At 66.8% G+C, this 26423-nt stretch carries 26 protein-coding genes; 14 read left to right on the top strand and 12 right to left on the bottom strand.

The annotated features are described in order from the left end of the window. Positions 1-12: 12 nt before the first annotated feature. Positions 13-876, top strand: coding sequence for a geranyl diphosphate 2-C-methyltransferase (locus AMYAL_RS0133260; RefSeq protein WP_020635618.1), 864 nt, complete (start codon positions 13-15; stop codon positions 874-876). A 25-nt stretch (positions 877-901) separates the two neighbouring features. After that, positions 902-2047: a family 2 encapsulin nanocompartment cargo protein terpene cyclase gene (locus tag AMYAL_RS0133255; RefSeq protein WP_020635617.1), complete on the top strand. Its 1146-nt coding sequence runs from the start codon at positions 902-904 to the stop codon at positions 2045-2047. Positions 2048-2714: 667 nt separating this feature from the next. Here AMYAL_RS0133255 and ligA read toward each other — a convergent pair. From ligA to AMYAL_RS0133240, 3 genes are all read right to left on the bottom strand, one after another. Beyond that, positions 2715-4706, bottom strand: coding sequence for an NAD-dependent DNA ligase LigA (gene ligA, locus AMYAL_RS0133250; RefSeq protein WP_020635616.1), 1992 nt, complete (start codon positions 4704-4706; stop codon positions 2715-2717). Positions 4707-4760: 54 nt separating this feature from the next. After that, positions 4761-5858: a calcium:cation antiporter gene (locus AMYAL_RS0133245; RefSeq protein ID WP_026467648.1), complete on the bottom strand. Its 1098-nt coding sequence runs from the start codon at positions 5856-5858 to the stop codon at positions 4761-4763. A gap of 175 nt (positions 5859-6033) precedes the next feature. Next, the gene (locus AMYAL_RS0133240) at positions 6034-6573 is read right to left on the bottom strand and encodes a TetR/AcrR family transcriptional regulator (RefSeq protein WP_020635614.1); all 540 of its coding nucleotides are present in this window, start codon (positions 6571-6573) and stop codon (positions 6034-6036) included. A 78-nt stretch (positions 6574-6651) separates the two neighbouring features. Between AMYAL_RS0133240 and AMYAL_RS0133235 the strand changes: the two genes are divergently transcribed. Then, positions 6652-8112: an aldehyde dehydrogenase gene (locus tag AMYAL_RS0133235; RefSeq protein WP_020635613.1), complete on the top strand. Its 1461-nt coding sequence runs from the start codon at positions 6652-6654 to the stop codon at positions 8110-8112. Here AMYAL_RS0133235 and AMYAL_RS0133230 read toward each other — a convergent pair. Then, positions 8084-8335, bottom strand: a complete 252-nt coding sequence (locus AMYAL_RS0133230; RefSeq protein WP_020635612.1) for a hypothetical protein — start codon at positions 8333-8335, stop codon at positions 8084-8086. The two genes, AMYAL_RS0133235 and AMYAL_RS0133230, sit on opposite strands and share 29 nt — an antisense overlap. A 296-nt stretch (positions 8336-8631) precedes the next feature. On the opposite strand from AMYAL_RS0133230, the gene AMYAL_RS0133225 reads away from it, so the two are divergent. Next, complete coding sequence (locus AMYAL_RS0133225; RefSeq protein WP_245193213.1) at positions 8632-9111, top strand: hypothetical protein; 480 nt, start codon at positions 8632-8634, stop codon at positions 9109-9111. Positions 9112-9176: 65 nt separating this feature from the next. Here the strand turns inward: AMYAL_RS0133225 and AMYAL_RS0133220 are convergent, their stop codons facing one another. From AMYAL_RS0133220 to AMYAL_RS0133210, 3 genes are all read right to left on the bottom strand, one after another. Continuing rightward, positions 9177-10652: a trypsin-like serine protease gene (locus tag AMYAL_RS0133220; protein ID WP_245193212.1), complete on the bottom strand. Its 1476-nt coding sequence runs from the start codon at positions 10650-10652 to the stop codon at positions 9177-9179. Between the two features lie 129 nt (positions 10653-10781). Continuing rightward, positions 10782-11018 (bottom strand): hypothetical protein, encoded by a 237-nt coding sequence (locus AMYAL_RS0133215; protein ID WP_245193210.1) that lies wholly within the window; start codon positions 11016-11018, stop codon positions 10782-10784. Between the two features lie 710 nt (positions 11019-11728). Then, positions 11729-12559: a helix-turn-helix transcriptional regulator gene (locus AMYAL_RS0133210; protein ID WP_020635608.1), complete on the bottom strand. Its 831-nt coding sequence runs from the start codon at positions 12557-12559 to the stop codon at positions 11729-11731. A gap of 102 nt (positions 12560-12661) precedes the next feature. On the opposite strand from AMYAL_RS0133210, the gene AMYAL_RS0133205 reads away from it, so the two are divergent. Both AMYAL_RS0133205 and AMYAL_RS0133200 read left to right on the top strand, forming a co-directional pair. Then, complete coding sequence (locus AMYAL_RS0133205; protein WP_020635607.1) at positions 12662-12919, top strand: Atu4866 domain-containing protein; 258 nt, start codon at positions 12662-12664, stop codon at positions 12917-12919. Then, positions 12916-13686 (top strand): SDR family NAD(P)-dependent oxidoreductase, encoded by a 771-nt coding sequence (locus AMYAL_RS0133200; RefSeq protein WP_020635606.1) that lies wholly within the window; start codon positions 12916-12918, stop codon positions 13684-13686. The genes AMYAL_RS0133205 and AMYAL_RS0133200 overlap by 4 nt, the downstream gene beginning before the upstream one ends. Before the next feature lie 15 nt (positions 13687-13701). Here the strand turns inward: AMYAL_RS0133200 and AMYAL_RS0133195 are convergent, their stop codons facing one another. Next, entirely contained in the window at positions 13702-14733 is a 1032-nt protein-coding gene (locus AMYAL_RS0133195; RefSeq protein ID WP_020635605.1) for a DUF2891 domain-containing protein, read from the bottom strand. A gap of 49 nt (positions 14734-14782) precedes the next feature. Between AMYAL_RS0133195 and AMYAL_RS0133190 the strand changes: the two genes are divergently transcribed. Continuing rightward, positions 14783-15466 carry a class I SAM-dependent methyltransferase gene (locus AMYAL_RS0133190; protein WP_039795936.1) on the top strand — a complete coding sequence of 228 codons (684 nt, stop codon included), beginning with the start codon at positions 14783-14785 and terminating at the stop codon, positions 15464-15466. A gap of 9 nt (positions 15467-15475) precedes the next feature. Here AMYAL_RS0133190 and AMYAL_RS0133185 read toward each other — a convergent pair whose 3' ends face one another. Further along, positions 15476-15937, bottom strand: coding sequence for a nuclear transport factor 2 family protein (locus AMYAL_RS0133185; RefSeq protein WP_020635603.1), 462 nt, complete (start codon positions 15935-15937; stop codon positions 15476-15478). Positions 15938-16026: 89 nt separating this feature from the next. Here AMYAL_RS0133185 and AMYAL_RS0133180 point away from each other — a divergent pair, with 89 nt between their 5' ends. Continuing rightward, positions 16027-16605, top strand: a complete 579-nt coding sequence (locus AMYAL_RS0133180) for a TetR/AcrR family transcriptional regulator (protein ID WP_020635602.1) — start codon at positions 16027-16029, stop codon at positions 16603-16605. Here the strand turns inward: AMYAL_RS0133180 and AMYAL_RS0133175 are convergent. After that, positions 16586-18595 (bottom strand): acyltransferase family protein, encoded by a 2010-nt coding sequence (locus AMYAL_RS0133175; protein ID WP_020635601.1) that lies wholly within the window; start codon positions 18593-18595, stop codon positions 16586-16588. The genes AMYAL_RS0133180 and AMYAL_RS0133175 overlap by 20 nt on opposite strands. Positions 18596-18767: 172 nt before the next feature. Here AMYAL_RS0133175 and AMYAL_RS0133170 point away from each other — a divergent pair, with 172 nt between their 5' ends. After that, entirely contained in the window at positions 18768-19337 is a 570-nt protein-coding gene (locus AMYAL_RS0133170) for a LuxR C-terminal-related transcriptional regulator (RefSeq protein ID WP_245193208.1), read from the top strand. A gap of 73 nt (positions 19338-19410) precedes the next feature. Here AMYAL_RS0133170 and AMYAL_RS0133165 read toward each other — a convergent pair whose 3' ends face one another. Beyond that, positions 19411-20028, bottom strand: coding sequence for an SMI1/KNR4 family protein (locus AMYAL_RS0133165; protein ID WP_026467647.1), 618 nt, complete (start codon positions 20026-20028; stop codon positions 19411-19413). A 279-nt stretch (positions 20029-20307) separates the two neighbouring features. Between AMYAL_RS0133165 and AMYAL_RS49530 the strand changes: the two genes are divergently transcribed. Continuing rightward, the gene (locus tag AMYAL_RS49530) at positions 20308-20922 is read left to right on the top strand and encodes a hypothetical protein (protein ID WP_143267826.1); all 615 of its coding nucleotides are present in this window, start codon (positions 20308-20310) and stop codon (positions 20920-20922) included. A 79-nt stretch (positions 20923-21001) separates the two neighbouring features. Here the strand turns inward: AMYAL_RS49530 and aztA are convergent, their stop codons facing one another. Then, positions 21002-21766 carry a zinc ABC transporter ATP-binding protein AztA gene (gene aztA / locus AMYAL_RS0133155; RefSeq protein WP_020635597.1) on the bottom strand — a complete coding sequence of 255 codons (765 nt, stop codon included), beginning with the start codon at positions 21764-21766 and terminating at the stop codon, positions 21002-21004. Positions 21767-21814: 48 nt separating this feature from the next. Between aztA and aztB the strand changes: the two genes are divergently transcribed. Genes aztB through aztD form a run of 4 tightly spaced genes read left to right on the top strand, consistent with a single transcriptional unit; the run spans position 21815 to position 25942 of the window. After that, positions 21815-22660 carry a zinc ABC transporter permease AztB gene (gene aztB / locus AMYAL_RS0133150; protein WP_020635596.1) on the top strand — a complete coding sequence of 282 codons (846 nt, stop codon included), beginning with the start codon at positions 21815-21817 and terminating at the stop codon, positions 22658-22660. After that, positions 22657-23853 (top strand): hypothetical protein, encoded by a 1197-nt coding sequence (locus AMYAL_RS0133145; RefSeq protein ID WP_020635595.1) that lies wholly within the window; start codon positions 22657-22659, stop codon positions 23851-23853. The genes aztB and AMYAL_RS0133145 overlap by 4 nt, the downstream gene beginning before the upstream one ends. Next, entirely contained in the window at positions 23850-24749 is a 900-nt protein-coding gene (aztC, locus tag AMYAL_RS0133140) for a zinc ABC transporter substrate-binding protein AztC (RefSeq protein WP_020635594.1), read from the top strand. The genes AMYAL_RS0133145 and aztC overlap by 4 nt, the downstream gene beginning before the upstream one ends. 26 nt (positions 24750-24775) lie before the next feature. Beyond that, on the top strand, positions 24776-25942 hold the full coding sequence (gene aztD / locus AMYAL_RS0133135; protein WP_093976602.1) for a zinc metallochaperone AztD: 1167 nt from the start codon (positions 24776-24778) through the stop codon (positions 25940-25942). The last annotated feature ends 481 nt before the right edge of the window (positions 25943-26423 follow it).

Genomic DNA, 26423 nt, shown 5'->3' with positions numbered 1-26423 from the left:
AGGACCACCCACGTGACCATCGCCCGTACCCCCGCTCCCGCCAAGGTTCTGCGCACCGAGTACCAGAAGTCGGTGGCGTCGTACTGGAACAAGGAGAAGGATCCGGTCAACCTCCGGCTGGGTGACGTGGACGGGCTGTATCACCACCACTACGGGGTCGGCGAGGTCGACTGGTCCGTACTGGAAGGCCCCGAGAGCACCCGCGACGAGCGGATCATCGCCGAAATGCACCGCCTGGAGACAGCGCAGGCGGACGTCCTGCTCGATCACCTCGGCGACGTCAAACCGGACGACTGGCTCCTCGACGCGGGCTGCGGGCGCGGCGGGTCCAGCATCATGGCCAACGCGCGGTTCGGCTGCCACGTCGACGGGATCTCGATCTCGGAGAAGCAGGTCGAGTTCGCCAATCACCAGGCGGACATCCGGGGCGTCTCCGACAAGGTCGGCTACCACTTCCGCAACATGCTCGACACCGGCTTCGAAACCGGTTCGCGCAAGGCGATCTGGAACAACGAAAGCACCATGTACGTGGACCTCCACGAGCTCTTCGCCGAGCATGCGCGACAGCTGGAGTTCGGCGGCCGCTACGTCACCATCACCGGCTGCTACAACGACGTGACCGGTGGCCGGTCCAAGGCCGTCGCGCAGATCGACCAGCACTACACCTGCAACATCCATCCGCGCAGCCAGTACTTCAAGGCGATGACGGCCAACGACCTGGTGCCGATCTCGGTGGTGGACCTGACGGCCGACACGATCCCGTACTGGGAACTGCGAGCGAAGTCTTCGGTGGCGACAGGGGTCGAAAAACCGTTCCTCGACGCCTATCGCGAAGGCAGCTTCCACTACCTGCTCATCGCGGCGGACCGGGTCTGACCTCGCGAGACCATCGGAGACACTGATGACGGAACAGGGTGCACTGGCCACGTTGCTGGCCGGGCCACGCGGACTGGGTACGTCCGCCGCCCGGCTGGCGGCACGGTTGACCGCTGTTTCTCCGGCGGTGGAGGAAACTCCGCCGCCGGAGGCACCCGCCCTCGACCCGACATACGCATACCGGCCGTGGGGTGATGGGTCGGCGCCGCCGCTGTACGTCCCCGTCACCGAACGGATCAACGTTCCGCTCGCCGACGAGGTCGACCGGCGGCTGATCGGGTGGGCGGGGGAGTGCGGTTTCGACGAGGGGGAGCGCGAGCAGATCGGGAAGGCGGGCTTCGGCAGGCTGGTCATGCTCGCCCACCCGGACTGCGAAGACCCCGACAAGCTGTTGATCTCCGCGAAGCTCAACGCCGCCTGGTGGGCCGCCGACGACCTCTACGCCGACGACACCTCGCTCGGCGCGGTGCCGGCGGAACTGCCCCCGAAACTCGCGTTGGCGATGGCCGCCATGGACCCGGTGCCGTCGTTGGGCGAATTCAGCCGCGACCTCGACGAAACGTTGCGGAGTGACAGAGTTCTGGTGGCGCTGAACTCCGGAACGGAGTACTTGCGGCGGAACGGGACTGCCGCGCAGGTCAACCGCGTCTGTTATTCGACCTTCGCGATGTTCGTGAGCTGGAGCGCCTACGCGGCCTGGCGCCACAGCGGGAAATACCCGCCGGCCTGGGAGTATCTCGCGGCCCGGCAGCACGACAGTTTCTACACCTCGATGACGTTGATCGACGTCCTCGGTGGCTACGAACTGACGTCGAACCTCTACTACGACCCGCGGGTCCGGGAAGCGGCGATCCAGGCGGGCACGGCGTCCGTGCTCGTCAACGACGTGCACTCGGTCGCCAAGGATCTGGAGGACGAGTCGCCACCGTGCAACGCGGTCCTGCTGATCGCCGACGACCGGAAGTGCTCGATCGAGGAGGCCACGGCGATCACCGTCGAGTTGCACAACGACGTCGTCCGGGACTTCCAAGCGGCGCACGAGAAGCTGAGCGTGGTGCCTTCCCTTGAGCTGCAACGGTTCTTACGCGGGCTGCGGGGATGGATGGGCGGCGGGTTCGAATGGCACTCGACGAGCTCTCGCTACAAGGTCGTGAGTGGTAAGGACGGTTAGAACCAGCCCTGCCGACGGTCCAAGCACGCGCTCCGCTGGTCGTGTTGCGAAAGCCACGTTCGCAACGTTGAAGGTTGCGAAAGTGGCTTTCGCAACACGCCCTCCCCGCCAGACCGCACGGGACCCCAGCTCGTGAGTGGTGAGGACGGTGAGAGCCAAGGGTGTTTCAGGTACCTGCTTGTGGTGTGCGGGTGGCGGTGTCGTGTTCGGGTGAGGTGGGCGGTCATGCGTGATCAGGGACGGGTCACGCGAGTCACGCCTGAGGCGCTTGCCCTGTGCCCCGGTCGCTACCCGGCGATCGTGTCGCGAAAGCCACTTTCGGGACATCAGACGTCGCGAAAGTGGCTTTCGCGACACCGCGGCCTGTGTCCGGGCCGCGCAGTCTCTCGGCGGTCGTGAGCGGTCAGGACGGTTAGGACCAAGGGCGTGTTAGGTACCTGCTGTGGTGCGCGGGTGGCGGTGTCGTGTGTCCAGCAGGACGACACGCGTGACGGGATGGACGACACGCGTGTCCGGTGGGACGACTCGCGAGTCGTCCGTTGGCACACGCGTGTCGTCCGTTCAATCACGCGTGTCGTCCGGCCAGTCACGTGAGGCGGCCGGCCCGGCAGTGGGGCCTCGTGAGTAAGGCCGGTGAGAACCAGCCTTACCACTCACGAGACCACTGCTAAACGACGCCTGCTTCGATCAACTGTCCCCAGATGACGCCTTGGTCCACGACCTCGACTTCGAGTTTCTCGGCCTTGGTGAGTTTGCTCGCCCCGACGTCGGCGCCGGTGATCAGCAGGTCGGTGCTCGCCGAGACAGAGGACGCGATGGTCGCGCCCGCCCTTTCGCACAACCGCTGGAAGGTCGGGCGCGGCACCTTCTCGCCAGAACGGGGGTCGCTGATCGAACCGGTGACCACAACTGTCTTGCCCTCCAGCGGCGCGCCTGCCGCGACCACCGGTGGGAGGTCCTCGTCGCGGACGTCCAGCGAGACACCGGCTTCCCGCAGCCGCTCGAGTTCGGGACGCAGCCGGGTGAGATGTTCGATCAGGGACGCGGCGACCTTCGGGCCGATGTCCTCCACGGCGACGAGACCCTCTTCACCCGCGTCCGCGACAGCCTCCAGCGAGCCGAAGCCCGCTCGGCACAGCCGCGCGGCGGTGCCTTCTGAAGCCATCGGGATCGCCAGGCCGATCAGCGCCCGGCGCAGGCCGACGGCTCGGCTCGCGTCGATCGACTCGATCATGCGGGTGGCGGAGACGTCGCCGATGCGGTCGAACTCCAGCAGCGTTTCCTTGGTGAGCCGGTAGAAGTCCGACGGGTGCTCGAGAATCCCGGCCTCGGCGAGCCTTTCGATCCAGACCCCGCCGATCGCGTCGATGTCCGCGGCCGCCCGCGAAGCCCAGTGGATCAGCCGCCGGACGGTCTGGGCGGGGCAGGCGACGTTGGTGCAGAACAGTTCCCGGCTGTTGCCCTGTTCGGTCAACGGCTCTTCGCACGACGGGCACACCGAGGGCGGCACGATCTCCCGCTCCTCGCCGGTGCGCTTGGCGGCGTCGAGCACGCCGGCCACGAACGGGATCACGTCGCCGGCGCGGCGCACCAGGACGGTGTCACCGATCTTGATACCGCGGGCGCGGATGACCTCCTGGTTGGCCAAGGTCGCCCGTGTGACGGTGGTCCCGCCGACGAACACCGGCTCCAGCCACGCGACGGGCGCGATCTTGCCGGTCTTGCCGACATCCCAGACCACGTCCGCGAGCACGGTGGTCTTCTCCTCGGCGGCGAATTTGAACGCCAGCGCGCCGCGCGGTGAGCTGGACCGCGTTCCGGCGGCGGCGTACGCGTCACGATCCGCCAAGCGCAGCACGGCGCCGTCGAGGTCGTAGTCGAGGTCGTTGCGCTGCTGCTCGATGGTCGTGATGACGGCCTGCGCGGCCTCGGCGTCCGCACAGTGCCGCATGTCGGCCGCGGCGAACCCGAGCGTCCGAAGCGCGCTGTCGAGGTCGGTTTCCGCGCTGTCCGGTTCCGTGGAGAGATCGAAGGCGAAGAACTGGAGACGCCGCTCGGCGACAGTGGCCGGATCCTTGGCGCGCAGGGTCCCGGCGGCGGCGTTGCGCGGGTTGATCAGCGGCTTGTCCGGGTGAACCTTGTTGTACGCGGCGAAAGTGGACCGGAGCATGACGGCCTCGCCGCGGACCTCGACCCGGCCGGGCGCGTCGACCTTGTCGGGGACGCCGTCGGTCAGCGCCCGCACCAGCATGGTCACGTCGTCGCCGGTCGTCCCGTCGCCGCGGGTGATCGCCCTGGCGAGCCGCCCGTTCTCGTAGACCAGGGCCAGCGACAGGCCGTCCAGTTTCGGCATGACGACCACCGGCTGTCCGGGGAAGCGGGCGAAGAACGCCTCGACCTGCTCGGGTTTGGTCGCCTTCTCCAGCGACAACATCGGGCGCGAGTGCCGGATGGGCGCGTGCAGGACGGCGGGCGCGCCGACCTGGTCGAGTGGGTTCGGGTCCGGGGTCAGCTCGGGGTTGGCCTCGATGAGCCCCCGCAGCTCGTCTTCGATCGCGTCGTAGTCGGCGTCGGCCACCTTCGGCGAGCCCCGGTAGTAGGCGTCGCGAAGGACGACGATCTGATCGGCGAGTTCTTGGATGCGGTCCCGAGCGTTCACGGGGCAGAGATTACCCGTGACCACCGACAGAACCGTGTCCGAAGAGGACCCGTGTCACGGGTTGATGGCGAGCACCAGGAACGAGGCCAGCAGCACCAGGTGGACGCCGCCCTGCAGCCGGGTCGCGCGGCCGGGGACGACGGTGAGCACGCTGACCGCGATCGTGAGTGCGAGCAACACGATGTGGGTCGCGCCGAGGCCGAGCAGCAGCGGTCCGTCCAGCCAGATCGACGCCAGCGCGATGGTCGGGATGGTGAGCCCGATGCTCGCGATCGCCGAACCGTAGGCGAGGTTCAGGCTGGTCTGCATCCGGTCGCGTCGGGCGGCCCGCGTCGCGGCCAGGGTTTCCGGCAGCAGCACCAGCATGGCGATCACGACGCCGACGAACGACTGCGGGAAGCCCGCCGCCCTGACACCTGCTTCGATCGCGGGGGATTCGACCTTCGCCAGGCCGACGACGGCGACCAGGGCGATCAGCAGCAGGCCGAGACTGGTCAGTGCCGCCTTGCTGCTCGGCGGTTCGGCGTGGTCTTCCTCCTTGACCGAGCCCTCGCTGTCGACCGGAAGGAAGAAGTCGCGGTGGCGCACGGTCTGGGTGAGCACGAAGAGGCCGTAGAGCAGCAGTGAGGCGACGGCGGCGAAGGTGAGCTGGGTGCTGTTGAAGGCAGGGCCGGGGGTGCTGGTGGTGAACGTCGGCAGCACGAGGGTGACGGAAGCGAGTGTCGCCACGGTGGCGAGTGCGCCGCCGCTGCCTTCCGGGTTGAAGTGCGTTTCGCCGTAGCGCCGGGCGCCGACCATGAGCGAAATGCCCGCGATGCCGTTCATGGTGATCATCACCGCGGCGAACACCGTGTCCCTGGCCAGAGTCCCGGCTTCGGGGCCGCCGGAGGACATCATCGTGACGATCAGCGCGACCTCGATGACCGTGACCGCGATCGCCAGCACCAGCGAGCCGAAAGGTTCCCCGACGCGATGCGCGACGACCTCGGCGTGGTGCACCGCGGCCAGCACCGTCCCGCCGAGGGCGACCGCGACGATGGCGACCGGCACCGGGCCCAGATCGCGGCCCCAGCTCAGCGCCAGCACGACTATGGCGAGGACCGGCATGACGGTGGTCCAGGACACGGGGAATCGTCTGCGCGAAGCTGCCATGACGTCACCTTCGCACACCCTGCGTGACATCGCCGCTCCATGTGGGGTGGAGGGTGACGAAGTTCTTAGCAGGAGTACGAGCAGGCGGGGCGTCCCCAGCGAGGCGCACGAGGCACTCGACGCCCGAAGCCGACAGACGCGCGAAGGGTCGAGCAAGACACGTTTGCCTTACCACTCAAGAGTGGACGCCGACTCCGCCGAGGAAGGTGCCGACGAGCAGGTCCGCGGCGCGCGGTGTGTCCATCTCCTCCCGCGAGGCGAGGTGGAGGAGCTGGATCAGCAGGCGGCTCGCCCAGCCATCCGGGATGTCCGCGCGGAGGAAGCCTTCGTCCGTGGCGCGCCGGAGGAACGTGTCCACCTCGGCCGTGAGCCGGTTTCGGCGGTCCTGGATGGACGGTTCGGCGCGCATGCGGGTCAGCTCGACCGGCCAGGCGCGGTTGACCTCGATGATGCCTTCGACGTAGCGATGCAAGGCGACGGGGACCGGCGTCTCGGTGAGCCGGGCGGTGCGGACGACCTTTTCGACCGCGGTCAGCCGGGAGTCGTAGATGGCCGCCAGGAGGTCTTCCCGAGAGGCGAAACGCCGGTAGACGGTGCGCCTGTCGACACCTGCTTCGGCGGCGATCGCGCTGATGCTCGCCGACGGGTCGCGAGCGAGCATCAGCGCGCCAGTCTTCAGGACGGCTTCGAGATTGCGCGCCGCATCAGCTCTCATGTCCGGGAATGTATCACGCTGCTGTGTCGTTAACCGCCATAAGTGCTACATTGATGTGACAGTTAGAGAGGCGTAAAGATGATCACGAACGACAGGCTCTTCATCGGAAGCGAGTGGGCGACGCCGAGCGATCCGGCGCGGCTGGACATCGTGTCCCCGCACGACCAGTCGGTTCTGGGCCGCGTCGTCCAGGCCCTCCCCGCCGACATCGACCGCGCCGTCGCCGCCGCGAGGACCGCGTTCGACGAAGGGCCATGGCCGCGGACCTCGCCGGAGGAGCGGATCGCCGTGCTCCGGCGGCTGAACGCGCTGAGGGAGGCCCGCGTGGACGAGATCGCCGCGCTGATCTCGGCCGAGAACGGCTCGGCCCTCTGGTTCACCCGCGCCGGGCAACCCGGAGTGGGACGTCTGGCCGTCTCGTATCTGAAGGCGGCGGAGGAGTTCGGCTGGGAAGAGACGCTCACGCCTTCGGACCCGGCCGCGCCGTTCCGCTCGATCGTGCGACGGGAGCCGATCGGGGTGGTCGCCGCGATCATCCCGTGGAACTCGCCGTTCTCGGCGTCGCTGGCCAAGGTCATCCCGGCACTGCTCGCGGGGAACACGGTCGTCCTCAAGGTCTCGCCGGAGAACTCGCTCAGCATGAGCCTCCTCGCGGATCTGCTGGCGGAGGCCGGGCTGCCCGCCGGGGTGATCAGCGTGCTTCCCGCGGACCGGGAGACCAGCGAGTACCTGGTGAAGCACCCCGGCGTCGACAAGATCGCGTTCACCGGTTCGACCGCCGCCGGTCGCCGCATCGCGTCGCTGGCCGGTGCACAGCTGAAGCGGGTCAGCCTGGAACTGGGCGGGAAATCCGCGGCCGTGATCCTGTCCGACGCCGTCCTGCCGGACGTGATCGCCGGCTTGAAGTTCGGATCCCTGCTCAACAACGGCGAGGCGTGCATCGCGCAGACGCGGATCCTGGCGCCCCGGAGCCGGTACGACGAGATCGTCGCCGGACTCAAGGAGATGATCGAGTCTCTCGTCGTCGGCGACCCTGCCGACGAGACGACCTTCATCGGCCCGATGGTGCGGCCCGGTCAGCAGCAGCGAGTGCGCGACTACATCGAACTCGGCATCGCCGAAGGCGCGCGGCTGGTCACCGGAGGTCCCGAAATCCCGACGGGCCTGGACAAGGGCAACTACGTCACGCCGACCTTGTTCGCCGACGTCGACAGCACGATGCGCATCGCCAAGGAGGAGATCTTCGGGCCGGTCCTCGTCGTCATTCCCTACGACGACGAGGACGACGCCGTCCGCATCGCCAACGACTCGGAGTACGGGCTCTCCGGCGGTGTCTGGTCCGCCGACGAGGAGCACGCACTCGCGGTCGCGCGGCGGATGCGCACCGGGACCGTCACCGTCAACGGCGCGCCGATCGGCTTCGACGGCCCCTTCGGCGGGTTCAAGGCCAGTGGCATCGGTCGCGAATACGGTGCGGCGGGCCTCGCTCAGTACGTCGAGCTGAAGACCGTCACGACGGGCGAGCGCCGGGGATCTTGACCGTGATCCGCTGTTCCGCTGCCACGATCCGCTGAAGCCGGAACCGGCAGAGTGCGTGGAACATCTCGCCGAACTCCTCGGGGTCGATGCGCCCTTCCAGGTCGCGTTTGCTCGCGTTGAGCACCCGGTTGATCACGGCCGCGGGCACGCGGCCACCGAACTCGCCCATCAGCCAGACACCGATTTCGCCGATCTCCTCCGTGATCGTGCGCTGCGCGGTCATCAGCCTTACCCCTCTGCGTCGGGTTGCGCCGGGCTTGCCCCGGCGCAATCGCGACGTGCGACCGGAAACGCCATGACGGGAAATCCGCGAGATTGCTCTACTCGGCCTAACCGTCCTCGGTTGCACGGAACCGTGCAGCCTGCCGATGCGATCTCCGGGGAAACCCCGATGCGATCGGTTCACGCGTGTGTCAGCCTCGATATCGACCATTGTGGACAGTCAGAGAGGAAGGCACACGCGTAGTGGCCCCAGCGAAGGATGAAGTAGTCGAGCAGTGGATAGCGGAGCTGACGACCTTGACCGAGCTTTACCGGTCCGCGGAGATCGCGGGGTCGACGGAGGCGGTGACGCACGCCGGGTGGCATCCGGGGGCCCGGCTCCGGGCGGGCACCGCGAACGGGCGATTGCTGGCTTACCACGATTCAGGCGTCGAAGCGGAGTGCATCTTCCGGGAGGGGGAGCGCACGCTGTTCAACATCATGAGCACCGGGTACGGGCGCGACACCACTGAGAGCGGGTTCGCGGTGTGGAGTTCGCGGCCGGGTGTGCTGGGCGCGATCGACACCGGGGTGAGCCGTGTGGAGGTTGCCGACGCGGACGGGGTCGTCGTCCAGGCCGACATCGTGGATCACACCTTCGCTGTGGACGTGGATCTGGGACCCGAGCCCCGGACGGTCGACGAGGTGTTCGCGCCGTGGGACCCGCCGGAGTTGACGGTCCGGGTGTACGCCGAGGGCGACACGTTGCGATACGAAGGTCCTTTGCTGACCAGCTAGACGTACGTGAAGGCCCCCTTCATTGCGCTAGAAGCAATGAAGGGGGCCTTCACGTACTCAGAGGATCAGCCGTTCGGAGTCGTGATCACCGCGAACTGGGATCCCTTGCCGGCGATCCGCTCGCTGAGATCGGTGGTGATCGTCTCGATCGGCGCGTAGTTGTTCAGCTCACCGGCCTGGCAGGGGCCCGACCGGGACTGCTGGTTGCCGATCAGGATGCCCAGCGCCGCGTGGTCGGCCTGGCTGAACAGCGGTCCGCCGCTGTCGCCCGGACGGGCGCACAGGTCGGTGTTGATGCCGACGTCCGTGGACAGGACCCGGCCGCAGCGGGTACCGACGAGGTAGCCGGCGCCCGCGCCGCTGTCGACGGAATCGGGGTAGTTCACGGCGCTCGAAGCCGTCCCGGAAGCGCAGACGACATACCCGGCCTTGATGTCGGCGAGCTTGCGGGCGCCGGTGATGTACTCGTCGACCGAGGTGGCCTGAGCACCACACGGGGTGTCACCGTTGCTGTCCATGCCACCGTTGCGGCAGTACTTCAGCACCCGGTTGCGGCCGGTCTGGCCTTCGAGCCACTTCGTCGACGCCGCGTCGTTGACGTACGGCAGGGCCGCGTAGTCGTACGGGTAGGAGCTCTTCTCGATGCCGTGCTGCTGCAGCACGTCGTTGCCGTTGTGCTGCGTCGGCGTGTTGTTGGTCTTCGTCCGCATGCAGTGACCCGCGGTCAGAACCCAGCCCTTGCCGGGGAAACCGCCGCCGGTGGACCGCAGGTTGAAGGCGCTGGTGCAGCCGCCCCAGGTGCCGTCGTCCCGCTTCATGTCCAACCGGAGTCCGCCGCGCATCGGGCCGTAGTTCGTGCAATAGAGCGGATGACAGAAACCCAGATCCACATTCGGCGTGGACAGCGCGTTCGGGTTCTTCAGCACGCGGGAGACGACCATGCCGGATTCCGCCGCCGCGGCCTTGCGAGCGGTGTTCGTCTCGGTGGCCACGACGTCGACGGCGGCACGCACGGCCGCCTTCTCCTGTGCCACCCAGTCGCGTTCCCACAGAACGACACGGTTTTCGGACTCACTGACCGACGGCAGGTAGACCGCTTCCGGTCCCGCGCCGACCTTGGCCGCGACGCGTTCCTTCGCGGCTGTGAGCTGCTGCAACGAATGCTGAACCTGTTGCGTGCGCACGGCGGCACGAACAGGCATCGCCTTGAGATACGGCTCGGCCGCCGCGGGTTTGGTCATGGCCACCACCAGCTGGCCCTTGTCCTGGTCGAGCCACATGCCGCCGTACTCGGCGCCGCGATCGCGGCGCAGCAGCTCGTCCAGCTTGACGCCGTCTGTCTGCAACTCCAGACGGCGTAATGCCTCCTGCTCGTTCACCTGGTAGCTCTCGACCAGGTACCGCACCGACTCCCGCACCGAAGCGGGGTCGAGCGATGTGTGGAACGACTGCACGGTGTCGGCCGACGCCGGACTGCCCAGTGCCGTGGTCGCTGCCAGCACCGAAACGGCCAGGGCCCCCAGTCTTCTAGCTCTCCGCACAAGATCTCCTCACATGTCGGGGACTTCGCGATCATTTAACCGGAGGTCGACCGGCAGGTGTGGGCAGTTTTCGACAGAGCCGCGCCCCGTGCCTGCCGTCGATCCGGCAGGCACGGGGCGACCTTCGAGCTACAGACTCGGCTCCCGACGCTGCTTCCCTTGGCGGGCTTTGACGATCCAGGCGCCGAAAAGGGTCAGCAGACCGACGCAGGTTCCCGCCGACGCGCCGACCTGAGGCGTGCTGATCCTGACGACGCCGACGACGATTCCGCCGCCGATCGTCAGCAGGAGGCACATCCGCAGGGTCGGAGCCCAGCCGGCGAGGACCGCCATCGCCAGGCAGAGCCAGCTGTCGCGGGTCTGCACTTTGCGGTGGCGTCCGGGGCACCTCAGGAGAGGCCGCGCGGCACGGATCATCTCCGCGGAGGTGGCGACTCGGCGAGGTGGCTTTTCGAAGTGCTCGATGACGACTTTGACCCGTCGGGGCGGGCCGTTGTCTGGTGTCGTCGCATTATCAGGCTGTAAGGTCACGGCGTCCTGTCCTTGTTCTAGCGAGCGGGCGAATGGACATCCGCGTGGCCTCCTGTGACAGCAGGGGGCCACGCGCGCGTTACCGGTTCTTGACCCGGTGCGGCTGAGAACATCTTGGCGAAAGCAGACTGTGACCGTTCAGTAGTACTGCGTGTGTCGCGCTGAACGGTATGCACGCGTCGCTCAGCGGTCTGGGTGACTCTGGAAACTACTAAAAGTAGTTGGTGGCGCCGAATGGACGAGTGCCGCCAGACGGGCTCGACGGTCCGATGGCTTGCCTTCCCTGGTCGTCACTGCTTGCGGCATCGCACTGATCCGCGCAGGTGGAGAAGCATATTGTCGAAGTCGTGCGCGTTGCTTCCGCGGTGTGAAAAATACTGATCGCAACCACCGATTGCGTTCAACTTCGACCAAATCCGAGCATCGATGTTCACGGTGGGTTCACTCGAACAGGCGGCCGGGTGCGCCATGGTGTGGCACTTGGCTCACCAACAGCGAGTGACTGCTCTGATCGGGTGGTCACACTCCGGACATGTTCTCGCGGGTCAGGCGTCGGCCGCACGCGTGGCGTGAAGACTGCTCAGCAGCGCGAGGGCGTGAGCGCTCGGCGTGGCCGGTTCGGCGTGATAGATGATCAGCTGCTGGCCAGGGGCACCGCGCACGTCGAACGCTTGATAGGTGAGGGTGAGCGGACCGACGTCGGGATGCACGAGATGTTTGGGTTCACGGGTCTTGCCGCGTACCTGATGGGTCTCCCACAGCTCCCGGAATCGCGCGCTGCCTTCGCCGAGTTCCGTCACCAGCGCCCGCAGGCCGGAGTCGTGCGCGCCGAAGCCCGCCGCGACTCGCAGGTTCGCCACGGTGGCCTGCGCTGTCCAGTCCCAGCGTGCGTAGAACCGTTTTCCTGCGGGGTCGAGGAAAGTCATCCTGGCGAGGTTGTCCGCCACGCTGAACGGCGAGAACAGCGCGTCGGCGAGAGCGTTCGTGGCGAGGACGTCCAGGATCGGATCGATCACGAAGGCGGGGGTGTGGGGGTAGCCGTCCATGAGTTGCCGCAGTTCGGGGCGCACCGTCCGGGGTGACGGCGTGGGTGTGGCGTCCGGTGTCGCCCCGGCCAACCGGTACAGGTGCTCGCGGGCGTCGGGGTCGAGATCCAGGGCACGGCAAAGCGCGTCGAGCACCTGCGGCGACGGGTGGGTTTCGCGGCCCTGCTCCAGGCGGGTGTAGTAGTCGGCGTTCACCCCGGCGAGCACGGCCACTTCCTCGCGACGCAGCCCAGGAACCTTGCGGCGGCCGGAATAAAGCACGCCCGCTTCTTCGGGGGTCCGTCCCGCGCGGCGCGCACGCAGGAACGCGCCCAGCTCACCACTGCCCATGGCACCCAGCGTAGGACGTCGTCAGCCCGGTTGACTGGGTGTGGCGCACCCAGCCACCACGTGTCCTGCCGCCGGATCCTGCCGACGCCGAGGCTTGCCGGTATGACAGACGAAATCGACGTGGTCGGCATGTGGGTCACCGCGGACGGGCACATCAGGCAGGAACTGCGCGCTGACGGGCGCTACGACGAAGCGCGCGGTGCCCGCCGCAGCGCCTACACCGGTCGCTACACGGTGACCGGAAACCATCTCGACTACGTGGACGACACCGGCTTCACCGCGACGGGCGATATCCGCGACGGCGTGCTCCATCACGAGCATCTCGTTCTGTACCGAGAGTCCGACGAGGTGCGCCGATGAGCCCGCTCCGGCCTGGCCGCGTACTGGAGGGCAAGGTCGCGCTGATCACCGGCGCGACCGGCGGGATCGGACGAGCCACCGCGGACCTGTTCGCCCGCGAAGGCGCCCGCCTGATCGTCACCGACATCGACCGGCACGCGCTCGATGAGCTCGTTTCCCGCATCGAGGTGACCGGCGCCGAGATCTTGGGGGCTCGCTTGGACGTTTCTTCGGCCGAGAACTGGGACGAGGTCATCCAGCTGACCCGGCAGCGCTTCGGAAGGCTGGACGTCCTGGTCAACCTCGCCGGCATCGTGGACTGGCCCGGCATCGAGGACACCACCCAGGACGCCTGGGAGCGAGTGATCGCGGTCAACCAGACCGGGACCTGGCTCGGGATGAAGGCCGCCATGCCCCTGTTGCGTGCCTCCGGCAACGCCTCGGTCGTCAACACCTCCTCGGTGCTCGGCCTGGTCGGCAGCGGGGCGGCCGCCGCGTACCAGGCGTCCAAGGGAGCCGTGCGGCTGCTGACCAAGACAGCCGCCGTCGAATACGCGACCCGTGGCGTCCGGGTCAATTCGGTGCACCCCGGTGTCATCGCCACCCCGATGATCCAGGACCTGCTCGACGAACAGGGCGACCGGCAGCCCGACATCGTGCGCACTCCCATGCGCCGCGCGGGTGTCCCCGCCGAGGTCGCCTCGGCGATGCTCTTCCTGGCAGGCGACGGATCTTCGTTCGTCACCGGGACGGAACTCGTCGTCGACGGTGGTCTCACCGCCTACTGAACGGCTCGATTCGCTTCAGCCGAGCAGGAGGAGCGCGTAGTAGGCCAGGAAGTGCTCGACCATGTACGCACCGCCTGTGGACTGGGGCAGCGAAGCCTGGGTGTGCGTGTGCACGGCGTCGAGGATGGCAGGGACGCGATCGTCGCCGTGGGGGAGAGCTTGGGCGAGACGATGCCAGCACCAGGCGCGGTGCAGGTTGAGACCGTGCAGGTGGGCGATCTGCCCGTCGGAGGGATCGGTCACGATCGCCGGGCTGAACAGGCTCGCGGGCTTCCGGTCGGCGATACCGGGCAGGAACCTGTGCAGCCAGCCGTCGAACTCGCTCTCGGGCAGCAGACGGGCCATCAGTTCGGCTTCGGCCAGGGCAGGGGACAGGAAGTCGGCCCCGGAAGGTTCCCAGGAAGCGGGATAGTCGTGGTCGGAGCCGAACCATCGCCAGGCGGTCTCGGTGATGACCTGGTGCAGCCGTGGGTCGGTGAGGTGGCCGGCGTAGGGCAGGGCGCGGGACAGACCGAACGCGCCGTTGTCGTGCACGCCGTACCGGATCGGATAGGTGGCCTGGGGCAACCAGTCGAGGTAGCGGGTCACGAAGACCGCGCTCAACTCTCGCAGGCCCGTCGACCACCGTCCGGCGTCCGGGTCGTCCCAGGTGGCGGTCTCGAAGGTGAGTTCCAGCAGCGCCGACCAGCCGTAGGGGCGTTGGGTGGTGCGATGCTCGTCGGGAGTGAAGAACGCGACCTCACCGGCGAGCGCTTCGGCGGTCAGGTGGTCGTTGAGCACGCTGCGGATCTCCGCCGCGGGCACCAGGTCGGGATGGTGACGCAGCAAGCGCACGAGTACCCAGAACATCTCCACACAGGAATGCCAGTCGAAACTGCCGTAAAAGCACGGATGTGACTGTTTCGGGGAAGGGATCGGCACGTTTTCGAAGTGCCAGTGACTTTCGTGGTGCGGATATTCGCGTACGACGTTCGCCAACGCCGTCTCGGCCAGATCGCGGGCACTCGTTCTCAACAGGCGGCTGCGTTCGACGTCCCATTCGGTCATCGGCGTGCTCCTGGTCTCGTGAGTGGTCGAATCGATCTACGATGACAGTGTGGACGAACGACCGATCACCACCGCGCAGGTCAACTTCCGACGGGTCGCCGAAGAGCTGGAAAGCATGGGGACCCAGGACCGTTTCACCTACATCTTCCGATCCCGATTGTGGGCTTCCTCGTCGGTGTCCGGACCTGGTTCCGAGGCGGTCCAGACGCGGGAGCTCCGCGAGCAACTGCCGATTCTCTTCGAACGCTTCGGCGTGCGCACCCTGCTCGATTTGCCATGCGGGGATTTCGGCTGGCTCAGTGAAGTGGATCTCGACCTGGACCGGTACATCGGTGCCGACATCGTCACCGATCTGGTCGAGTCGAACGCCGCACGGTTCCGGGACGATCCGGTGCGGGAGTTCCGGACGCTCGACCTGACCGGTGATCCGCTGCCGTCCGCCGATCTGGTGCTGTGCCGGGATTGCTTGGTGCACCTGAGTTTCGCCGACATCGAGCGGGCGTTGCGCAATCTCCGGCGCAGCGGCTCCCGGTACCTGCTGACCACGACTTTCACCGAACTGGGCACCAACGCCGACATCGTGACGGGCGACTGGAGGCCGTTGAACCTGTGCCGGGAACCGTTCGGATTCCCGGAGCCGCTGGCGGTGCTGGTCGAGGGATGCACCGAAGAGGGCGGCGCGTACGCCGACAAGTCCCTGGGGCTGTGGGAGATTGCCACGATCGTCGACTGATCGGCGGCGCTACCGGAGCGGGAAGTCGACGCCGTGTTCCTCTTCGGGACGCGGACCGTGGATGCGCCGATCGGCCTCGGAGATGGCCACGTCGTTGATGCTCGCCTCACGGCGGCTCATGAGACCGTGCTCGTCGAACTCCCAGAGTTCGTTGCCGTAGCTGCGCCAGAACTGTCCGGCCCGGTCGTGCCATTCGTACTGGAACCGGACGGCGATCCGGTTCTCCGTGAACGTCCAGAGGTTCTTGCGCAGCGCGTAGTCCTGTTCCCGCTCCCATTTCCCGGTCAGGAAGGCGACGATCTCCTCGCGGCCCCGGACGAACGTGTCCCGGTTCCGCCACACCGAATCCGGTGTGTACGCCGAGGCCACCCGGTGGGGATCGCGGGTGTTCCAGCCGTCCTCGGCCGCTTGGACCTTCTTCAAAGCCGTCTCCCGCGTGAACGGCGGGCAGGGCGGGCGATCTTCCGGCATCGTGGGCCTCCTCAAGTGGAGAACGTGCGTTCTCTTCATCTGGTGACTACAGTAGGGAACGCACGTTCTCAACGTCAAGGGAGTCTTGCATGCCGGCCGCCGTCACCGACGAGCAGAACCGCGTGGATCGCGAGGCCCTGCTCGACGCCGCCGAGAAACTCTTCTACGCGAATGGGATCCAGGCGGTCGGCATGGATCAGGTCCGCACGGCGTCCGGTTTGTCGCTGAAACGGATCTACCGGTTCTTCGAAGCCAAGGAAGACCTCGTGGTGGCGATGCTCCGACGTCGCGATCGGCGCTGGAGGGGCAGTCTGGCCGCCCATGTCGAGCAGGTCCCGGATCCCCGCGAGCGGGTTCTGTCGCTCTTCGACTGGCTCGCCGACTGGTTCGCCGAACCCGGCTTCCGCGGCTGCGCCTGGATCAACGCCCACGGCGAATTCGGTCCGTCGTCCGAGGCGGTGCTGGCCGAAGTGCGGGCGCACAAACGGGCGTTCCACGAGCAGATCGACACCTGGGTGCGGGCAACCGGGCAGGCGCTGACCGAACCGGTGTTCTTGCTCGCCGAAGGGGCCATTGTGACGGCCGGCATCAGCGGAGACCCGGCTCCGGCCCGGCAGGCGCGCGAGGCTGTCGCGGCACTGCTCGGTGTCACCAGCCGAGAGCGCTGATCATTCCTCGTTCCAGCACGGGAGAGAGCGTGGTCATGAAGCTGGCTGTGACGTGGTTGTCGTCCATGTACACCAGCACATTTCCCACGACAGGACGGCAGAGACCCCGTCCGCAGAAGTAGTCGCTGAAGTCGAGCAGGGAGACGTTCGCGGGGATGTCCGCGAGTTTCTCGTACGGCGGCTCGGCGAGCAGCTGCTTTCGGGGAACGCTGCATTCGGGGGCTTTGACACCGTTGGCTTCGATGCAGCCGGGAGGAGAGAAACCGGGACGGGGACTGTCGCGAATCGCCACGACGGGGATCCCGGCACGATCGAGGGCCTTCCACTGCTCGACGAAGCCCTGAGGCGTCTTCTCGGTGGGGCCGACCCGGACGTCGCGAGTGGACAGGGTCAGGACGGCATCGGGTCGCATCGCCAGGATTTCCTTCTGCGCCGCGGAATTCCACGCGAGACAGCCCGCGTCGCCGGGCATCGCGTCCGACGTCGTCGAGAACGGGCAGGCGCCCTTGAGCATGAAGGAGACCTGGTAGCCGTTCTTCTCCGCCATGGGTTTGATCGCGGCGAGATACTGCTGCATATGCGAATCGCCGACGGCGACGATCGTCTTCGTCGGGGTCGTCTCCGGCCGGGAAGTGCAGACCTCGAGGATCTTGTCGAACCGGGAAGGTGTGCACTGCGCGTCGGGGATACCGCCCCAGTCGTTCGGGACGGCGATCAACGGCGGCACGGCTTCCTTGCCGGGCAAAGGTTTCTTCGGCTTCTCGGGGTCACGTGCCATCGCGCCGGGATGATGGTCGTCGTCGAGCGCGAGCGAGAAGTCGGCCTTCTTGGCGCTCACCACTTGCCAGGTGCTCGCGACCAGCAACACCGGGAGCAGCGCGAGCACGGCGAATCGGTACGAGCCCCAACGCGTCCGTTCGCCGACCGCGGACTTCCGCACCGGCTCCTCGACGAACCGATAGGTGGCGGCCGCCAGGACCAGGGAGACCCCGATCACCGCGGCGCCACCGAGTAAACCGACCGCCTCACGGTTACGGGCGATCAAGTAGAACAGCAGGACCGGCCAGTGCCACAGGTACAGCGCGTAGCTGAGGTTGCCGAGGTACACCAGCGGCCGGGACGACAGGAACCGGTCCGCACCTGCCGGGCTGCCGGTCGCCCCGGCGATGATGACCAGCGCGGCGGAGACGGTGGGCCAGAGGGCGGCCCAGCCGGGGAACACCTCGCCGACGTCCAGGATCATCCCGCAGGTCACGAGCCCGGCCATGCCGAGCCAGCCCAGCAGGATCCGAACCAGCCGGGGAAGCACGAAACGGTCGATGGCGAGAGCGAGCAGCCCGCCGAGGGCGAACTCCCAGACCCTGGTGAGGGAGTGGAAGTAGGCCAGTGGCTGGTTGGTCGCGGTCAAGCGCACCGAATAGGCCAGGGACACCGCGAACAGGACGCCGAGCGTGATCGCGACCGTGCCGGTGAGGGAACGGCGCAGCCGGGTGGCGGCGAACGCCACCAGCCCGATCAGCAACGGCCACACGATGTAGAACTGCCCCTGGATGGACAGCGACCAGTAGTGCTGGACGACGCTGGCCGTGTTGTGCTGCGCGAAGTAGTCGACCGAATCGGCGGCCAGCCGCCAGTTCTCGACGTACAGCGCGGAGGCGAAGACCTCCTTGATCGTCTGGAACCACCGGTCCTGCGGAAGCAGCCAGATCCCCAGCGCGAGCACCGCGAGCAGGACGGTCAGCGCAGCGGGGAACAGCCGTTTGATCATCCGGCCCCACAGCGGGCGGAACTCGATCCGGCCGCGACCGGCGGCCCGGACCAGCTGGCCGGTGATCAGGAACCCGGAGATCAGGAAGAAGACGTCGACGCCGCCGGAGATCCGGCCCAGCCATACGTGATAGACCACGACCAGCAGTGCCGCGACGGCACGCAGTCCCTGTAACTCGGGCCGATAGCGGCGGGGCGTTTCCGCTGCTTCGGCGGCTGACATACGCGATTTCCTCACTGACGGACGGACGTCCTGGCAGCCTAGGTGGTCACTCTGGGTGATTTTGCTCCCGCTGTCGGGTGAGGTACCGCAACCAGGCGTAAATCCATGCCAACACCGTGCTCAGTGCCGTCACGACGATGCCGTGCTTGGTGAACTGCCAGAACGTGATCCGGTGGCCGGACCGGGCGGCGATACCGAGCGCGACGACGTTGGCGCTGGCGGCGACGGCGGTGCCGTTCCCGCCGAAATCGGCCCCGAGCGCGAAGGACCGCGGCTGACCGGACTGCAGGCCGCGCGGGAACCTTCTCGGCTCCAGCCCGATCTGCGGATCCTCATCCTGACGATGTACGACAACGAGCAGTACTTCTTCGAGGCGCTCAAGGCAGGCGCGTCGGGCTACGTGCTGAAGTCCGTCGCCGACCGCGATCTGCTGGAAGCCTGCCGTGCCGCCATGCGCGGCGAGCCCTTCCTTTACCTCGGAGCGGTCAACGCCGTGATCCGCAATTACCTCGACCGCGCCCGCGACGGCACCGAACTGCTGGCCAAGGCCATCACCGATCGGGAGGAGGAGATCCTCAAACTCGTCGCAGAAGGCCACTCCTCCAGGGAGATCGCCGATCTGCTCGTCATCAGTGTCAAGACCGTTGAACGGCACCGGGCCAACCTGCTGCACAAACTCGGGCTGAAGGACCGCCTCGAACTCACCCGCTACGCCATCCGAGCCGGGCTCATCGAGCCGTGAACGGAGGTCGTGGCACAGGCTCGGGAACTTCGCGGAGGAGACGCTGAACGTCACGGTGCGATCGCTTTCGCGGTCAAGGCCAGCTGAGCTCGCCGTCACTGATGACGGGACGCCTTTCGCGATAAGCCGGTTCACGGTCGTGGACGTATTTGTCGAGGCGCTCGGCGATCTCGTCGAGGATCTCGGTCACGTTGGCCCAATCGGACCGGTAAACCCCTTCGCTGGCGTTCCACTCCATGACGCGGCCGTGGTCGTCGCCTGGCCGGAGATCGACACAGAGCAGGCCGCCGCCGATTTCGCGGCCGATGGGCAGGACCGCGGTACAGAACGGAAAACCGCCGTCGCCGGCCTGCTTGTGGTGATTTCCTTCGGGAGTGCAGCAATTCGGGTCGGGGTATCGCGACTGCCTGGCGTGCTCCTCCTCGGCCCGCGTCACCGAGAGTGGCAGGTAGTCCTTCGGAAGCAGGTATCCGGACTGGTTCCCGGATCCGTGATCCCGCTGGTCGTCGACGCCGTCCATGACAGCCCACCAGGAACGGAGCTCGGACGGCAGTTCGAGACCGAGGCGGCTCCGAAGGCGCTCGACGTGCGCGGCCGGCGCGGGAGACCGGATCTCTCGTGCGGTGGCGGGTGCGTGTTCGGACAGCAACGCCATGATCCGTTGCCAGGTCCGTTCTACCGATGTGGTCACCCACGCTCCTCTCTCGGCGGATCATCTGTAGCGAAGTCGCGCTCCGAGTCGACTTCCGTCAGAAGATGCTACTCCAGTGTTCTGCAGGAATGAATGGAGGATCGGATGTCGCCCAAGAGCAACAACGGACCGCTGCGTTCTGCTCGCTCTGCCGGAGAACGAAAGAAGAAATCGACAAGGTGGGTTCGCGGTAGAAAGGTCTCGCCTCACGACGAAGGTCACTTGTCGCCGCACGAACGTTTGCGGCCCGTAGCCGTTCAAAGGTTTCTCCAGCGGAGGGTGGAAGACCATCTCAGAGGCGACGCGGAGGCAAAAGGGATATCTGCGTCACTGCACTATTCAGGAGTTCCGGCAAGACTGCCGATCCCTGTACGCATATGGATTGAAGACGAGGCTGACAGTGAGACCGTGCAGGAGGCTGTAAGGGAGCTTCTCGAAGAGTCTGGTTTTGCTGTTTCTCGAGCCTATCCTCCTCAAGTCGGATCATGGCGCCGCTCGTTTGTGTACAGACTCCGTCGAGTCGGCACATCAAAGGAGTTGCGTCGTCGCCTCGACAAGGTGGAGCGAGGCATCGAACTTCAGCTCTTGATCAAAAATCAGGCAGAGGTGGACCAGGCTCAAGGCGACGCGGTAGCCAAGCTCCTGGCCTCACTTCAAAATACTCCCACGGCGTTGATCCAAATCGGATCGATTCTCCTCGTCAAGGTCGACGGTGTTCCACACGTCCGCAACCTCACTCAGGACGAGATTGCACTACTGGACAGTAATCCATCGCTATTGGATAACCCCGAAGTAGCGCTCAGCGCGCTCAATGACGCGGTTGGGCCCTTGCGGGGTCCGAATCGAGTGCTTGCCGCCGAGGTCGACAGTGAAGAGTCTTCCGCCGCCGACTGAGGATCGCGTAGAGTCCTCGCACCAATCGGCCGGACACTTGGCGGTCGTGACTGGTCCAGTCGCGACCGCCAAGTGTCACTCACTCTGAGTGGCAATCTGGGCTCGCGGTTCCTCCTTGGCGTGGTTTGCGGGCTCGGTCAATCACCGGCAGGCCCCAGGCGTCCGCCACGCGTTCCGAGGTCAAGACCGAAGCAGGCGGACCTTCGCCGACGAGGTGGCCGTCCCGTAACAGCAGGCAGTGATCGGCGCGGCCCGCCACTTCGAGGTCGTGCGTGACGCGCAGGACCGTCGTGCCTTCGGCGACTGTGGCGTGCAGTGCCTCGTCGATCAGGCCGCGGGCGTGCAGGTCCAGACCGGCAGACGGCTCGTCGAGCAGCAGCAGCCCGGCTTGCTGGGCCAATCCCTGCGCCACCAGTGCCCGCTGGCGTTGGCCGCCGGAGAGCGTGCCGATCAGCCGGTCCGCGATCGACGTGATGTCCAGTCTTTCCAGGCATTCCCTGACGATCCGTCGGTCCAGTTCGGACAGTCGCCGCCAGTGGCCGCGATGCGCCCAGCGCCCCATCGTGACGGTGGCGCGGACGGTGATCGGCAGCGACTGGGACACCTCGCTCTGCTGAGTCACGTAGGCGACCAGGCCAGGGTCCCGGCGAGTCACCGATCCGGCGGTCGGTGGCAGTACGCCGGCGACGAGGTTGAGCAGCGAAGACTTCCCTGCGCCGTTCGCGCCTGCGATCGCGGTGAGCCGTGCCGAGGGTATGTGGGCGGTGATCCCGCGCAGCACTTCGCGGGAGCCGTAGTGCGCGTGCGCGCGGTCGATCGTGAGTGCCGCTGTGTCCGGGGTCATCCCACCCTCTTTCAGATAATGACAATCATTACCACTATAGTGTGACGCGTGGAGTGGTTGCTGATCCCCTTCGAGGTGTCGTTCGTGCAGCGCGCGCTGGTGGCGGGAGTGCTGGTTTCGGCGGTGTGCGCCATCGTGGGTACCTGGGTGGTGTTGCGGGGCATGGCCTTCATCGGGGACGCCATGTCGCACGGCATGTTGCCCGGTGTGGCGATCGCGTCGCTGACCGGCGTGAACCTGCTGATCGGCGCCGCGATCAGCGCCGGGGTGATGGCGCTCGGTGTCACGGCATTCGGGCGTTCACGAAGGCTGTCCGAAGACACCACGATCGGACTGCTCTTCGTCGGCATGCTCGCGAGCGGCGTGATCATCGTGTCGCACTCGCGGTCCTTCGCGGTCGACCTCACCGGATTCCTCTTCGGCGACGTGCTCGCCGTCGGATCCGGCGACCTGGTCGGCCTCGCGATCACCCTGGCCGTCGTGGGAGCGTTGGCCCTGCTGGGGCATCGTTCGTTCACCGCACTCACCTTCGACGTCCGGAAGGCGCACACGCTGGGGCTTCGCCCGCGTCTGGCCAACGCGGTACTGCTCGGACTGGTCACGCTGACGATCGTCGCGTCGTTCCGCGTGGTGGGAACCCTGCTGGTGTTCGGCCTGCTCATAGCTCCCGCCGCGGCGGCGTTGTTCTGGTCGCGGCGGATCACCACGATCATGCTCATCGCGGCGCTGCTCGGCATCGCCGCCACGGTCGGCGGCCTGCTCGTGTCCTGGCATTGGGGCACCGCCGCGGGCGCGACCATCGCCGCCGGCGCGGTCCTGTTGTTCTTCCTTTCCGCGTTCCTGTCCTTCGTGCGACAGCGAATCCGTTTCCTGACACCGGAGAACTCACGATGAAACTGAAAGCAGCGGCGGCGGTCGTCGCGGTGCTGACCTTGACGGCTTGCACTGGGGAGCAGCCGAAGGAGGTGACACCGGAGGTTCCGCACGGCTACGTCGAAGGCGCCGAAGAAGCGGCAGAAGCGCAGTCACGACTGATCGTCGCCGACGCCGAGACGGGCGCTGTACGCGTGGTGGACCTGATCACCGAGGAGGTGCACGAGACCGGCCGAGTCGACGGAGTGCGTGCCCTGACCGGCGACGGCCGCTTCGGCTACTTGACCGCGCGCGACGGCACTGTCCGGGTGATCGACAGTGGGGCCTGGATGGTCGACCACGGCGACCATGTCCACTACTACCGGGCGAAGGTCCGTGACGTCGGCGTGGTGCCGGGCAAGCAGCCCTTGACGACCTACAGCGATCCCGCCGTTTCGGCACTGTCCTATTCGGACGGTACGGCCATGCTGCTCGACCGGGCTCGGCTCGACAAGGGAACCGTGGCCGAACTGGGGAAGATCACGAGGGAACCACATGCCGGCGTCGCGGTGCCGTACAGCGGACACATCCTCGCTTCGGTTGCGGACCCAGGGAAGCCGCTCGCTCGTGGAGTGCGCGTTCATGACCGGCAAGGCAAAGCCGTTTCGGACGTCCAAGAGCCGTGTCCCGATCTGCAGGGGCAGGCGGTGACGCGGCGCGGGGTCGTGTTCGGTTGCTCGGACGGTGCGTTGCTCGTAACCGAAAAGGACGGTGCGTTCTCAGGCGCGAAGATTCCGTACCCGCGCGCCGTCACGGCGCAGGAACGCGCTACCGCCTTCTTCCACCGACCGGGTGCCTCGACACTCGCGGCACGGGCAGGTGAGACCGCCATGTGGGCCTTGGATGTCGGCCGTCAGAGCTGGCAGTACGTCGAGACCGGACCGGTCGCCGCGGTGAACGCCGTCGGGGAGGGCGGTCCGCTACTGGCCCTGACCCGTGACGGAACGCTGCGCTCCTATGACGGCGCCGGAAAGGAACAGGCGTCGGTCCAGCTCCTGACTCCGGAAGCGACCGCCGCCGACATTCCTTCGCTGCAGGTCGACACGACCCGCGCCTACGTCAACAACCCGCTTTCGGCGGACGTGTACGAGATCGACTACAACGACAACCTCCGTCGCGCCAGGACACTGAAGGTCGGCGGCAAGGCGGGGCACATCGTGGAGACCGGTCGATGAGGCGCCGGGTGCTCGCGCTGTTCGCCGTCGCGCTGGTGGCGGCGGCCGGATGTTCCGGAAGTGGCGGGAACAACGCTTCGGTCGTCGTCACCACGAACATCCTCGGCGACATCACCCGCGCCGTCGTCGGTGATCAGGCCGAAGTCACCGTGCTGATGAAGCCGAACGCCGACCCGCATTCGTTCGGCATCTCCGCACAGCAGGCGGCGCAGGTCGAGCGCGCCGGTCTGATCGTCTACAACGGACTCGGGCTCGAAGAGGGCATGCTGCGCACGGTCCGCACCGCCGAGGAAAACGGCGTTCCCGCTCTGCCTGCGGGGGAGCGGGCGAACCCGATCAGCCACACCGGGAACGCGCCGGATCCCCATTTCTGGACCGACCCGGCGCGGGTGCGCGACGTGGTGAAGGCGATCGCCGACGAGGTCGTCGCCCATGTCGGCGGCGTCGACGAGACGGTGATCCGGGCCAACGCCGAACGCTATCGCGGGGAGATCGAGGCCCTCGACACGATGATGACCGAGAAGTTCCGCGGGATACCGCCCGAACGCAGGAAACTCGTCACAAATCACCATGTGTTCGGCTACCTGGCCCAGCGATACGGCTTCGAAGTGGTCGGCGCGGTCATCCCCGGCGGAACCACGCTCGCCTCGCCCAGTTCCTCGGATCTGAAAGCACTCGCCGACGTCGTCCGCACGGCGGGAGTGCCGGTCGTCTTCGCCGATTCCTCGCAACCGGACCGGCTCGCGCGGGTCTTGGCCGAACAGGCCGGACTGCACGTCACGGTGACCCCGCTGTTCTCGGAATCGCTCAGCGAACCTGGCCAGGGCGCGGCCACCTATCTGGAAATGATGCGCGCCAACACCGAATCGATCACCACCGGATTGACCCGTTCCTGACCGGAACAGACGAAAGGCACATGGAAATGGCACGAACCACCCGTTACGTCGCGTTGATGGCGACGACGGTGAGCACACTCGCGCTCGCCGCCTGCGCGACCGAACAGCCCGCGGCCGAAGCCCGGAAGGACGCGGCGCCCGTCGTCGCGAACCCGGTGGCCGTCACCTACGACGGCGGAATCGCCCTGCTCGACGGGAAGACCTTGAAGGTGGCCAAGGACTTCCCGCTGGAAGGCTTCAACCGGATCAACCCCGCCGGGAACGACCGGCATCTCTTGGTCACGACCTCGACCGGGTTCCGGGTACTCGATGCCGTCGGTGCCGTGCTGACGGACGACGAGGTGAAGGCCGCGAAGCCGGGGCACGTCGTCCGGCACGCAGGCAAGACGGTGCTGTTCGCCGACGGGACCGGCGAAGTGACCGTCTTCGATCCGAAAACGATCGGCACCTCCGCTCTGCCTTCGCCGAAACACAAGACGCCGGAAGCGCATCACGGGGTGGCTGTCGAACTCGAAAACGGTGAGCTGGTCACCACGATCGGGAACAAGGACAAGCGGCTCGGCATCGTGGTGCTGGACAAGAACAAGAAGGAGATCGCGCGCAATGAGCAGTGCCCCGGCGTGCACGGTGAGGCGGCCGCGCAGGGCGAAGCTGTCGTGGTCGGCTGCGAAACCGGCGCGCTGATCTATCGGAACGGCGTCATCACCAAGGTGACCAGCCCGGACCCCTACGGCCGCATCGGCAACCAGTCGGGTTCGGACGTCTCTCCGATCACCTTGGGCGACTACAAGGTCGACAAGGCCGCCGAGCTCGAACGCCCGAACCGGGTTAGCCTGATCGACACGGAGAAGGCCACGATCAAGCACGTCGACATCGGGACCAGTTACACCTTCCGATCGCTGGCCCGCGGTCCTCAGGGCGAGGCCCTGGTGCTGGGCACCGACGGCCAGATCCACGTGATCGATCCGGTGAGCGGTTCGGTGACGCGAAAGATCGCCGTGCTCGGCTCGTGGCAGGAGCCGCTCGAGTGGCAGCAGCCGCGTCCGGCGATCTTCGTCCGGGGCGGAACCGCCTACGTGACCGATCCCGGCAAGAAGGAGATCCATTCGGTCGATCTCGCCTCGGGGACGAAGACCGCGACCGGCACGCTTTCGGGAACGCCGAACGAGGTCAGCGGCGTGCTCGGCGGCTGAGAGGCTCGACAGCCGAGGAGACTCGACCTGTGCTGGATGGCGGTGCGGTCGAGCGGGACGATTCCGGACGTTCAACGTCCGGAATCTTCCCCCGTCAGGTTCCAGGGCGTGGTCGGCACGACCTTGATCAAGATCCGAGACCGGGCGACCCTGTGGCGGTGAAGGAATCAGGACGTTCAACGTCCTGATTCCTTCACCGTCGAGCCCGATAGCCGCGGAACCGCCACCCACGCGCAGGTCAGGCGTGAGTAGGCAGATACGGGTCCGCTCTAACCGTCCTCACTACTCACGACCCCAATGCCGGGCCGACCGTTTCGCGTGACCGGTCCGGCACCGCCACTCGGGCATCAGCGCTTGCCGGCCTTCACGCGGCGCTGTTGTGACTGCTGGTGCGGTCGGGGTCGTGAGTGGTGAGGCTGGTTCTGGTGGACCGGTACTTGTCTACCCACTGGCGGTCGAGCGTGGAGGATTTGGGACGTTC

The organism is Amycolatopsis alba DSM 44262 (genome assembly GCF_000384215.1).
GTDB lineage: Bacteria > Actinomycetota > Actinomycetes > Mycobacteriales > Pseudonocardiaceae > Amycolatopsis > Amycolatopsis alba.
This window is presented reverse-complemented; position numbering and strand designations above follow the sequence as displayed.